The organism is Pseudomonas sp. ANT_J28 (genome assembly GCF_008370005.1).
In the GTDB taxonomy this organism is placed as follows: Bacteria; Pseudomonadota; Gammaproteobacteria; order Pseudomonadales; family Pseudomonadaceae; genus Aquipseudomonas; species Aquipseudomonas frigoris.
Map to the genome: position 1 here is coordinate 37496 of NZ_VOBM01000010.1, position 13461 is coordinate 50956.

Here is a 13461-nt window from a genome sequence, read left to right on the forward strand (position 1 = left end):
TGTCTGTACCGGCCCTTTCGCGAGCAAGCCCGCTCCCACATTAGTCCTGCGTACACAGATCAAATGTGGGAGCGGGCTTGCTCGCGAAGGAGCATTCACAATCGCTAGAGAATCAAAGCCCCTCCAACTCCGCCATCAAATCGTTAAGGCGATCCACCTTCTCCTCAGTGATGTCGCTCGCCGCCAATCCGTCGATGTACCCAGCCAACTCCGCCACCGTGCTGCATTCAAACATCGCCCGCAGCGGCACATCCCGTTGCAGAGCTTTCTGCACCCGCGAAGCGATCTGCGTTGCCAGCAATGAATGCCCGCCCAGCTCGAAGAAGTTGTCGCGAATACCCACCTTCTCGACCTTCAGCACCTCGGCCCAGATATCCGCCAGCGTCTGCTCCAGTTCATTGCGCGGCGCCTGGTAGCCCTGGCTCTGCAACTGGCCGATCTCCAGCGCCGGCAAAGCCTTGCGATCAAGTTTGCCGTTGGCGTTGAGCGGCATGCGATCCAGCCAGATCCAGTGCAACGGCACCATGTATTCCGGCAGTTCGGCCCGCAGGCGTTGCTTGATGCGTTCCAGTCGCTCCGTTGGATTGATCAAAGAATCAGCCGCTACCAAATAGCCGACCAGATGTTTGCCGTTGACGCCTTCCTGAACACCCACCGCCGCTTCGCGCACTTGCGGTTGCTCATGCAAACGCGCCTCGATTTCACCCAGTTCGATACGGTAGCCGCGGATCTTCACTTGATGGTCGATCCGCCCGACGTATTCCAGCACGCCGTCACTGCGCCGATGGGCCAGGTCGCCGGTGCGATACAGACGATCACCCGGTTCACCAAACGGATTCGGCACAAACACCTGCGCGGTGCGCAGCGGATCGCTCACATAACCGCGCCCTACCCCGGTGCCGGCGACACACAACTCGCCCACCGCCCCCAGCGGCACCAGTTCCAGCGCGCCATCAAGCAGGTACAAACGGTTGTTGTCGGTCGGCGTACCAATCGGCAGGAAGCTGCCGCGCGTCGACGCCATGTCGACGCAGAAGAACGCCACGTCGTCCGAGCATTCCGCCGGACCGTATGCATTCACCAGCCCAATCTCCGGGTAGCGCTGCAGCCACTGATGCGCCAGCTCCGGCGGCATTGCCTCACCGGTTGGCAGCATCCAGCGCAGACCGTCGAGGCTCATGCGTTCCTGGGCGAGCATGCCCTGAATCAGCGACGGCACGCTTTCCAGCACGGTGATGCCCTGGGCCGCCACATACGCCAGCAACCCTTGCGGATCATGGGCGATGGTGTTCGGCACGATGTCCACCCGAGCGCCGAACAGCGGTGCGGCGAGGAACTGCCAGACCGAAATGTCGAAACTTTGCGAGGCGGTCTGAGCGATCACATCGGCATCGCTCAAATTCAGGTACGGCACCTTGCTCAACTGGTTGTTGAGCATGCCGCGCTGTTCGACCATCACGCCTTTCGGCAGGCCGGTCGAGCCCGAGGTGTAGATCACGTAAGCGAGGTTGTCCGGGCCGCTGTAGATGCCCGGGTTGGCAACCGAAACATCGCTCGCCTGCACCTCTTCCCAAACCAACAACATGGGCCGGTTGGCGCAACCGAACTCATCCAGCAGCGCCAACGCTCGCTCGCGGCAGGCCTGAGAACAAACCAGCAACGGCGTGCGGCTCAGGTCAATGATCCGGCTCAGACGCTGACTCGGCAGCCCCGGATCCAGCGGCAAATAACCGGCGCCCGCCTTGAAGCTGCCGATGATCATGCCCAGCAGATCGAGGTTGCGTTCAGCCAGCAACGCCACCGGTTGATCCAGCCTTACGCCAGCGGCGATCAAGGCATGACCGAGACGGTTACTGCGCTGGTTCAGCTCAAGGTAACTGTGCTGCTGATCCAGGCAACTGGCGGCAACCCGCTGCGGATGCTGAGCAACCTGCGCTTCAAACAATGAGACGTAACTCTGCTCCAGCGGGTACTCGTGTTCGCTCTGGTTGCAGCCGTGGATCAGGAAGTCCTGTTCCTCGGCACCCAGCAACGGCAGATCGGCCATGTCGCCGTGGAAACCTTCGACCAGTGACAGCAGCAACCGCTTGAACTCGCCGAGCATGCGCTCGACGGTCGACTCATCGAAATAACGCTGGTCGTAAGACAGGTGCAAGCCCAGGTCATCGCCCGGATAGCAGACCGCCGTCAGCGGGAAGTTGGTGTGGGTGCGGCCCGAATCCGAGGTCGCGTTGAGGCTTTGCGCACGGTCCAGCACCGAGACTTCCACCGGGGCGTTTTCGAACACGAACAGGCTGTCGAACAACGGCTGGCCCTTGGGCAGCTCGCTGTTTTCCTGGATGCTCACCAGCGGCAGGTATTCGTACTCGCGCAGTTGCATGTTGCTGTCGAGCAAGCCGCTCAGCCATTGACGAACGCTACAACGCTGATCGTCTTCGGGCATTTTCACCCGCAGCGCGATGCTGTTGATGAACAGCCCGACCGTGCGCTGCATCTGCGGCATGTCCACCGGACGCCCGGCCACCGTGACGCCGAACAGCACGTCGCGATCACCGCTCAAACGGCGCAGCACCAGCGCCCAGGCCGCTTGGGCAAAGGTGTTGATGGTCAATTGATGCGCCTGAGCCAGTTCGCGCAGTTGCGCACCGTCACGGGCATCGAGCCTTGTGTAGCGGTCGCCGACGATCATGCCGCCGCTTGCGCCGGCATGTTCGCGCAGGAACGGCCGGTCGCTCGGAATCGGCGTGGTCCGCTCGAAGCCTTGCAGATTGGTTTTCCACCACTGCCGCGCTTCGGCCAGGCTCTGGCGTTGCAACCAGCCGATGTAGTCGCGATAACGCGACACAAGCCCAAGCTGCGCTTCCCGGCCTTCGCCGAGGGCGGTGTAGATTTCGAAGAAATCGTTCATCAGCAGCGAACGGCACCAGGCATCGATGAGGATGTGGTGGTTGCTCATCATGAACCAGTAACGCGCCGCGCCCACCCGGATCAGGCGCAGGTGGAACGGTGCCTGGTTGAGCAGATCGAACCCGGCCTCGCGCTCGCTTTTGAGCAGCGCCTGCAACTTCGGCTCCTGCTCGACTTCGGCGATTGCGCTCCAGTCCAGATACTCGATTGGCGTGCTGCCCGGCTTGTGGATAACTTGCAACATGTCTTCGCCGACGTTCCAGCAGAACGACGCGCGCAGGGCTTCGTGACGGGCGATCACCGCTTGCCAGGCCTGGGCGAAACGTTGCGGGTCGAGCTCGCTGTTAATGCGATAACGATCCTGCATGTAGTAGAGGCCGGTGCCCGGTTCCAGCAAGGTGTGCAGCAGCATGCCTTCCTGCATCGGCGTCAGCGGGTAGACGTCTTCGATGACGGCGGTCGGGATTGGCAGCGCGTCGAGTTGCGGTTGAGTCAGCTTGGCCAGCGGGAAGTCCGAGGGCGTCAGTCCGCCCGCGTCGTCGTGCAAGCAATGCTCGATCAGGCTCTGCAATTCGCTGATGTAGGCGTCCGCCAGGTCGGTGATGGTCTGCGGGTCGTGACGTTCGGCGCTGAAGGTCCAACGCAGCACCAGCTCACCACCATAGACCTGACTGTCGACACTCAGCTCATTGGGCAGCGGCGCGCGAGGATCATGGGCCGCGCCGACCGCTTCATCGAGAGGACGGAACAAGGCGTCCGCGCCGAAGCTCTGGTCGAACTGGCCGAGATAGTTGAAGGTGATCGGCGCCACCGGCAAGGCCGCCATGGTCTGCCGGCTCGAGTCATCGGCGAGATAACGCAGCACGCCATAACCCAGACCTTTGTGCGGGACCGCGCGCAGTTGTTCCTTGATCGCCTTGATCGAGGCGCCCTGCCCGTTTTTCGGCGTCAAGCGCAGCGGGTAAGCGCTGGTGAACCAGCCGACGGTGCGGGTCAGGTCGATCTCGTCGAACAGGGTTTCGCGGCCGTGACCTTCGAGTTGAATCAGCGCCGATTCGTGACCGCTCCAGCGGCACAGCACCCGGGCCAATGCGGTCAGCAGCAAGTCGTTGACCTGGGTGCGATACGCGCTCGGTGCCTGTTGCAGCAGTTGGCGAGTGCGCTCGATATCGAGGCGCACGCTGACGGTTTGCGCATGACGATTCTGCCGGCCACCCTCGGGGCGATCACACGGCAATTCGGCGCTTTCACCGGCCAGTTGAGACTGCCACCAACTCAGTTCTTCGCGCAGGGATTCGCTGCCGGCATACGCCTGCAAGCGTGCCGCCCAGTCCTTGAAGGCACTGGTTTTCGCCGGCAGTTTTGCCGACTGCCCCGCGTCCAGTTGGCGATACACCGTTTGCAAATCGTCCAGCAACACCCGCCACGAAACCCCATCCACGACCAAGTGGTGAATGGCGATGAACAGCCGCTGTTGCCCCTCGGGACCATCGACCAGCTGCGCACGCATCAGCGGCCCTTCCTCAAGGTCAAAGCTGCGCTGGGCATCAGCGAACAGCGCCGCGCATTTGTCCATGGACGAAACACGCACTTGCCACAGCACCGGCGCGTCGGAAATCGCCTGATGCTCGGCTTGCCATTGCCCTGCAATTTCAGAGAAGCGCAAACGCAAGGCGTCGTGCTGTTCGATCACTGCCAGCAGCGCTTGCTCCAGACGGTGGGGCTCTAGCGCCTCGGTCGGTTCCAGCAGCAATGCCTGGTTCCAGTGTTGGCGCTGGGGGATGTCGGTGTCGAAGAACCAGTGCTGGATCGGCGTCAGACGTGATTCGCCGGTCAGCAAACCTTGCTCGGCCGTGACCTGCTCGGTGCGAGTCGCCACGGCGGCCAGGGTCTGCACGGTCTGGTGCTGGAACAGGTCACGCGGGCTGAAGTGAATGCCCTGCTGCCGCGCGCGGCTGACCACCTGGATCGACAGAATCGAGTCGCCGCCCAGTTCGAAGAAGTTGTCGTTAAGGCCGACCTGCAGAACGTTCAGCACTTCGCACCAGATGGCGGCCAGCGTCAGTTCAAGCTCGTTGTTCGGTGCCACATACTGCTGACGGTTCACCTCCGGGTCCGGTGCCGGCAATGCGCGGCGGTCGAGTTTGCCGTTGGCGGTCAGCGGCATGCTTGCGAGCAGGATCAGGTGCGTCGGCACCATGTAATCCGGCAATTGCGATTTGAGGTGCGCCTTAAGCTTTTCACGCAGTGCAGCTTGTTGCGCTTCGTCCTGCTCAGCGACCTCAGTCACCAGATAGCCGACCAGTTGTTTGCCGCTCGGGGCATCGAGGGCCAGAACCACGGCTTCACGGATCGATTCATGCTCCAGCAGACGGGTTTCGATCTCACCCAGTTCGATGCGGAAACCACGAATTTTCACTTGATGGTCAATACGTCCGAGGTACTCCACCAGACCGTCGGCGCGCTGACGCACCAGATCGCCAGTGCGGTACAGACGACCGCCAGTGGCGGCGAACGGATCAGCCACAAAACGTTCGGCCGTCATACCCGGACGCTGGTGATAACCCTGCGCCAGACCGGCGCCGCCGACGTACAACTCGCCCGTCGCGCCTTGCGGCACCAGCGCCAGATCAGCGTCGAGGATGTAGGCCACGCGCGCGCCAATCACACTGCCGATCGGCACGCTGGCGAGGCCTTCTTCCAATTGCTCGGGCGCCAGACTGGCCAGCGGCATGACCACGGTTTCGGTCGGGCCGTAGGCGTTGAAAAACAGGCTCGGCTTGAACGCCGCACGAATCCGCGCCAAGTGCTCGCCAGTCAGCGCCTCACCGCCGGTGATGCACATGCGCACTGGCAGGATTTCGCCCTGAGTCGCCAGCCACTGCGCCAATTGGCTGCCGTAGCTCGGGGTGAAGCCGAGAATGTTGATGTTGTGACGGCGAATCAGCCCGCAGATTTCTTCCGCGTCCCACTGACCTTGAGCGCGCAAAACGACTTGAGCACCACTCAACAGCGGCACCAGCAACCGCTCGGTCGCGGCGTCGAAGTTGATGGAATAGAAGTGCAGTTCGCAGTCGTCCGCACGCATGCCGAAGCGCTCGATCACCGCGCGGCAGTGCATGGCGATTTCACCGTGGGACACCACCACGCCTTTCGGTTTGCCGGTGGAGCCCGAGGTGTAAATCAGGTACGCCTGATGCTGCGGCAGACTGATAAACGGCAGCTCGGTGGCCGGGTAGTTGGCCAGTTCGGCGGCGTCTTCTTCCAGACACCAACGCGCAACGGTCGATGGCAATTCACCAAGCGCCTTAAACATCGCCGCATCGCTGAGCAGCAGGCCGATGCCGCTGTCTTCAATCATGTAGTGCAAACGGTCCAGCGGGTATTCCGGGTCCAGCGGCACGTAGGCGCCGCCCGCCTTGAGGATCGCCAGCAGGCCGACGACCATTTCCAGCGAACGCTCAAGTGCCAGACCGACCCGAACCTGCGGCCCGACGCCCCGCTCGCGGAGCATCCAGGCCAGGCGATTGGCGCGGCTGTCGAGTTCGGCGTAGCTCAGGGTTTGCCCGGCGAAGGTCAGTGCCGGCGCGGCTTTTCGGGCCAGGGCCTGCTCGCTGAACAGGTGATGAATGCACTGGTCGAGGCGATGTTCGCCCGGCTCGACGCCGAGGCTGTCGAGCAGGTGTTGCTGTTCGGTGGCTTCCAGCAGCGGCAGTTCACTGAGGTGCTGTTGCGGATCGGCCAACAGCGCTTCCAGCAGGTTGCGCCAATGCCCGGCCATCCGCGCAATGCGTGGTTCATCGAACAGATCGGTGCTGTAGGTCAGGCAGCAACCCAGGCGATGGTCGAGGTCGGTGACCTCCAGGTTGAGGTCGAACTTGGTCGCACGCGCATCGTTGGCCAGGTATTCGACGGTCATGCCCGCGAGTGTGCGGCTCTGCTGGAATTCCCAGCGCTGCACGTTGCACATCACCTGGAACAACGGGTTGTAAGCGGCGCTGCGCGGTGGCTGCAACGCCTCCACCAAATGATCGAACGGCAAGTCCTGATGGGACTGGCCTTCGATCACGGTGTGGCGAACCTGCTCGAACAATTCGCTGACGGACATCTGCCCGTCGAGCTGGCAACGCAACACTTGGGTGTTGAGGAACGCCCCGATCAGCCCTTCGCTTTCCGGACGAATCCGGTTGGCCACCGGCGCGCCGATGCGCAGGTCGGTCTGGCCGCTGTAGCGGTAAAGCAGCACGGCCAGCGCGGCGGTCATGGTCATGAACAGGGTCAGACCGTTTTGTGCATTGAAGGCACGAACGCGCGCGGCAAGATCATCGCTCAGGTCGAAACGGAACAGTTCGCCCTGATGACTTTGCACTGGCGGACGTGGACGGTCGGCGGGCAATTCCAGCAGCGGATGTTCGAGGCCCAGTTGCGCGGTCCAGTAGTCGAGTTGGCGCTGACGTTCGCCGGACTCCAGCCACTGGCGCTGCCAGACGCTGTAATCCAGGTATTGCATCGGCAGCGGCTCCAGCGGCGATTCGCGGTCATCGACGAAGGCCTCGTAGAGCGCGCTCAGTTCCCGGGCGAAAATATCCATCGCCCAACCTTCGGTGACGATGTGGTGCAGGGTCAGTACCAGGTAGTGTTCCTGCTCGGCGGTCTTGACCATACAGGCGCGCAGCAGCGGTCCGGTTTCCAGATCGAACGATGTATGGGCTTCGTCGTCGGCCAGTTGCTGCACCGCCCACTCGCGGCCATCGGCATCCAGCGCGGAGAAGTCCTTCCAGTCCATGCGCATCCCGGTTTGCGGGTGAACCTGCTGACGGGCCACGCCATCGATACTCGGGAACGTGGTGCGCAGGGTTTCATGACGCATGATCAGTGCTTGCAGGGCGGCTTCGAAGCGCCCGACATCGAGCACCCCGCGCAGCCGCGCGATGCCGCCAACGTTGTAGGCCGGGCTGTCCGGTTCCATCTGCCAGAGGAACCACATGCGCTGCTGGGAATAGGACAACGGCACCGGTTGGCTGCGATCGACTTTCTCGATCGGCGGTTGCTGGTTGGTTTTGCCGCTGGCCTGGATCAGTTGAACCTGTTCGACAAAGGCGCCCAGCTCACTGTTTTCGAACAGTGCTCGCAGCGGCAACTCGACGTCGCAGGCCTGACGAGTGCGGGAGATGATTTGCGTGGCCAGCAGAGAGTGGCCGCCGAGGGCGAAAAAGTCGTCGCGCAGGCCAATTTGCGCGAAGCCTAATACTTCACGCCAGATGCCGGCGATTTGCTGCTCGAGTGCGGTGACCGGCTCAACGTGTTCGCGCACTTGCCATTGCGGTTCCGGTAACGCTCGACGATCGAGTTTGCCGCTTGGGCTCAGGGGCATTTTGTCCAGACGCATGAGCTGCGCCGGGACCATGTATTCCGGCAACTCGGCGGCCAGGGCAGCTTTCAGGCGTGCGGTTTGAGCATCAATATTTTCTGTGGAATCGGTTGCGGTGTAGTAACCGATCAACTGTCCACCGGCCGCCGTCTCTCGCACCAACACCACGGTTTGAGCGACACCGTCCTGAGCCAGCAATCGTGCTTCGATTTCTTCCGGTTCAACGCGGAAGCCACGCAGCTTGACCTGCTGATCGAGACGGCCGAGGTATTCGATCACACCGTCAGCGGTCCAGCGTGCACGGTCACCGGTGCGGTACAGACGCGCGCCCTGCTCGCCCAATGGATCGACGACAAAACGTTCTGCAGTCAGACCCGGACGCCCCAAATAGCCACGGGCCAAACCGATACCGCTGATGCACAGTTCACCCGGCACACCGGCCGGAACGGGATTGAGTGCCTCGTCGAGCACGCGGCACAGCACATTGCCCAGCGGACGACCAATCGGCGAGCGTTCGCCATCGGCCGTTGTGCAGTGCCAATGAGTGACGTTGATCGCGGTTTCGGTCGGGCCGTAGCGGTTGTGCAATTGCACGGCTGGCAGTTGTTCCAGCACGCGGTTGCGCAATTCGGCGGGCAAGGCTTCGCCACCGGAGAATACGCGGCGCAGGCTGGTGCATTCAGCGGTAAGCGGTTCCTCGATGAACAACGAAAGCAGCGGCGGCACAAAGTGCAGCGTGGTCACGCCGAATTGCTGAACCAGTTGCGCGATGCGGTGCGGATCGCGGTGTTCGCCGGGGCCGGCAATCAGCAAACGTGCACCGCTGATCAGCGGCCAGAAGCACTCCCACACCGACACGTCGAAACTGATCGGCGCCTTTTGCATCAGCACGTCAGTTTCGTTCAAGCGATAGGTGTTCTGCATCCATTGCAGGCGCTCGGCGAGGGCTGCGTGGGTGTTGCCGACGCCCTTCGGCTGGCCGGTGGAACCGGAGGTGTAAATCACGTACGCCAGGTTGTCGCCGTGCAAGTGCAGACCCGGTGCATGACTCGGCCAGCTCTCCAGATGCAAGGCGTCCATGGCCATCACGCTGACGCCATCGGTGGCCGGCAAGCGCTCGAGTAATTGGGTTTGGGTCAGCAGCAACTCGACGCTGCTATCGCTGAGCATGTAGGCCAGGCGTTCGGCCGGGTAATCCGGGTCCAGCGGCACGTAGGCGCCACCGGCCTTGATGATCGCCAGCAGGCCGATCAGCAACTGCGGCGAACGCTCGGCGGCAATGGCCACGCAGACATCCGGACCGACGCCTTTGTCGCGCAGGTAATGGGCCAGGCGGTTGGCCTGGGTGTGCAGCTCAGCGAATTCAATGGTGCCACCGTCCCACATCAGCGCAGTGCGCTCAGGGGTCAGGCGAGCCTGTTCGTTGAGCAATTCCGGCAGCCATTGGCTGGCCGGTGTGCACGGTGCAGCGCTCCACGATGCTTGCTGATCAAGCTCGGACGGGTTCAGCAGTTGCAGAGCACCGATGGCGATTTTCGGTTGTTCGCAAATGGCTCGCAGCAGGTTGGTGAAGTGCTCGGCCAGACGCTCGATAGTCGTCGCGTCGAACAGGTCGCTGGCGTAGTCGAAGGACAGGCTCAGGCGACCATTTCGGTCTTCCTCGCTGTGCAGCTGCAGGTCGAACTTGGCTTCGCGGCTGTGCCACGGCAGCTCTTCGGCCAGCAGCCCAGGCAGGCGGCGCAGTGCGCTCAAGTCCCGTTGCTGGTGGTTGAACATGACCTGGAACAAACCTTGTTCGCGGGCTTGCGGGAAGGCTTCGAGCAGTTGTTCGAACGGCAGATCCTGATGCGCTTGTGCGCCCAATGCGGCTTGACGGGTTTGCGCCAGCAGCTCCACGAATGGCAGCTGCGAATCCAGTTCGGCGCGCAGCACCTGGGTGTTGATGAAGAAGCCGATCAACCCTTGGGTTTCCAGGCGCGGACGGTTGGCGTTCGGCACGCCGATGCGGATGTCGCGTTGGCCGCTGTAACGGTGCAGCAGGCTCTGGAACGCGGCGAGCAACAGCATGAACGAGGTGGATTCATGGGCCTGGGCGGTCTGGCGAATGGCATCGCTCAGGGTCGCGCCCAACCGTACGGTGTGGCGCGCGGCGCTGTGAAGGTGTTGCGCCGAACGCGGATGGTCAGTGGCCAGGCTCAGGGTCGGATGGTCACAGCCCAATTGCGCGTTCCAGTAAGCCAGCTGACGCTCGCCCTCCCCTTGCGCCAGCCATTGACGCTGCCAGCTGCCGTAGTCGGCGTATTGCGTGGGCAATGCTGCGAGCGTCGCTTGTTGTCCTTGGGACGCTGCGGCATACAGGCGCGAGAACTCGTCGATCAGCACGTTCAGCGACCAGCCGTCGGCGATGATGTGATGCAGCGTCACCAACAGTTGATGGTCCTCATCATCGAGGCGCACCAGGGTCACCCACAGCAGTGGGCCTTTCTCCAGATCGAATTGCGTGCGGGCTTCGTCCTCACGGATTTGTTGCGCACGGACTTCACGCTCGGCAACCGGCAGGTCGCTGATATCGATCAGTTGCAGGTTGAATTCGCTCACTGCATCGACCTGTTGCAGCGCCACACCATCACGCTCGAAGAACCGTGTACGCAGGGATTCGTGACGCTCGATCAGCTGCTGGAAACTGGCGCGCAAGGCGTCTTCATCCAGTTCGCCGCGCAGGCGCAAGGCGCCGGGAATGTTGTAGGCGCTGCTCTGCGGGTCGAGTTGCCAGGTGATCCACAGACGGTTTTGCGCCAGCGATTGCGGCATGGCTTCGGTGCGCGACAACGGGGTGATCGCGCCTTGGGCGAGTCCGCCGTCCTGCTGTTGCTGAGCGACCGCGGTGGCAAACGCGCCAAGGGTCGGCGCTTCAAACAGCAGGCGCAGGTTCAGCTCCAGACCGAGTGCTTCGCGCAGACGCGCGACCACCTGAGTGGCGGCGATGGAGTTGCCGCCCAGCAGGAAGAAGTGATCGTCGGCGCTGACCTGTTTGACACTCAGCTGTTCGCACCAGATCTGGCCGATCAAGGTTTGCAGTTCGGAACCTGATTCAATCGCGGATTTACTTTCGATGTCTGCCGACGGGAACAGTGCATAGCTGTCGAGGCTGCCGTCCGCCAGACGATTGCGGCATGCCGAGCGTTGCAGTTTGCCGCTGGAGGTCTTGGGCAACGCGCCCGGATTGAGCAGCACCACCACGCTTGGCGCTTCCTGATACGCCTCGGCCACGGCTTGGCGGATGGCTTTGATCAGGGCGTCGGGCGGGAGGATTTTTTGCACGCTGCGGCTGATTTCCGCCGCAATGCCAATGCCTTCCTGACCCTCGATGTTGACGGCAAAAGCGGCGACACGACCTTTGCGCACCACTTCCACTTCGCGTTCGACGGTTTGCTCGATGTCCTGTGGATAAAGGTTGTGTCCGCGAATAATCAACAGGTCTTTCAGGCGCCCGGAGATGAACAATTCACCGTTGCGCATAAAGCCCAGATCACCGGTGCGCAGCCAGGTTCGGCCAGCGTGCTGAACGAAGGTTTTGGCGCTGGCTTCGGGGTTGCGCCAATAGCCGTGGGCGATACTTGGCCCGGCGGCCCAGACTTCGCCGACCGTGTTGTCAGCCAACTCGTTGAGCGCAGTCGGATCGACAATCAGCACCGCGTGATCCGGCTGACTGATACCGCAACTCATGATCGCGCTGCCCTCGCCTGGCTCCGCACGGTTTTGCGCCAGGGCTTGATCGTCCACACGCAGGTTGCCAATGCCCTGACCGCGAGGGCTGCCGGCTACGAACAGCGTCGCTTCGGCCAACCCGTAAGAGGCCATGAAACTGTCTTGGGTGAAACCGCAGGCCGCGAACTTCTCGGCGAAGCGCTCCAGCGTATCGAGGCGAATCGGTTCGGAACCGGAATACGCCACGCGCCAGCTGCTCAGATCGAGGCGTTCCAGGGCCGATTCACTGACCCGCTCGCTGCACAATCGATAGGCAAAATCCGGCCCGCCGCTGATGGTCCCGCCGTACTCGCTGATTGCTTCCAGCCAGCGCAACGGCCGGCCGAGGAAATACGCCGGCGACATCAACACACACGGCACGCCGCTGAAAATCGGCTGCAACAGACCGCCAATCAGGCCCATGTCGTGGTACAGCGGCAACCAGCTGACGATCACGTCGTCAGGATTCAGATCGATGCCGAAGCCGTGGCGAATCAGCAGTTCATTAGCCACCAGGTTGCCGTGGCTGACTTGCACCCCTTTCGGCAACGCGGTGGAGCCGGAGGTGTATTGCAGGAACGCGACGTGGTCGTCTGCAAGGATCGGCGCCACCCAACGTTCGGCCAGGGCGCTGTCGAGGGTGTCGACACACAGCAACGGCGGCGCGCCCTCTATTTGCTGCAACGCATCGCGCAGACCGGCGCTGGTCAGCAGCAAACGCGGTTCGGCATCACTGATGATCGACAGCAAACGCTCCTGATGATGACGACGCGCCGACTCCGGCGGATAGGCCGGCACCGCGATCACACCGGCGTACAGGCAGCCGAAGAACGCCGCGACGTAATCCGGGCCGCTGGGAAACAGCAGCACCGCGCGATCGCCAAACTCAGCCTCGGCCTGCAACGCGCCAGCAATGGTCCGCGCCCGCTGATCCAGCTCGCGATAACTGAGCACCACAGCCTGATCCTGGGTTTCGCCGAGAAAACGCAAGGCCACCCGATCCGGCGTCAGGGCCGCTCGGCGCTGAAGGGCTTGGACCAGTGTGCTGGGGAGTTCGAACGCGTCGGTCATGAGGTTTCCTGCCTGAATTCGGCTTGCAAGTGGAATCGGTTTTCTGACGTCACGCCCCTTCGAGGGCGTTCAGGACGCGGTCTTCGCCGACCGCGCAAGGCTTGGGAATGCTGTTTTGGCCGCAGCCGCTACCCGGAACCATTCACCAATGAGAACGGTTGACGTCTTGAAATAATTAGTCCGCAGGCTTGAAACCCAGCAGGCCCGGGTGCGTCAGCGTGTCGCGGTTCTCACTCTGCACCTTTGAGGAGCATTAGTTATCTTTCTCATTTGACAATCATTATCATTCAGCCTAATTTGTCGCTCGATGTGTTGGACGGCCCAGCCCCCGCTTGCCGTCCCGCCAACCTATTTGCAGCAAGGTG

At 62.2% G+C, this 13461-nt stretch carries 1 protein-coding gene; it reads right to left on the reverse strand.

Annotated elements, in window-relative coordinates; translation table 11 throughout:
- Positions 1-112 precede the first annotated feature (112 nt).
- Entirely contained in the window at positions 113-13096 is a 12984-nt protein-coding gene (locus FQ187_RS09235; RefSeq protein WP_149629223.1) for a non-ribosomal peptide synthetase, read from the reverse strand.
- Positions 13097-13461 lie beyond the last annotated feature (365 nt).

Excerpts from the sequence above, each read along its gene's own strand:
- FQ187_RS09235 (WP_149629223.1), bottom strand. The coding sequence starts at position 13,096 with ATGACCGACGCGTTCGAACTCCCCAGCACACTGGTCCAAGCCCTTCAG.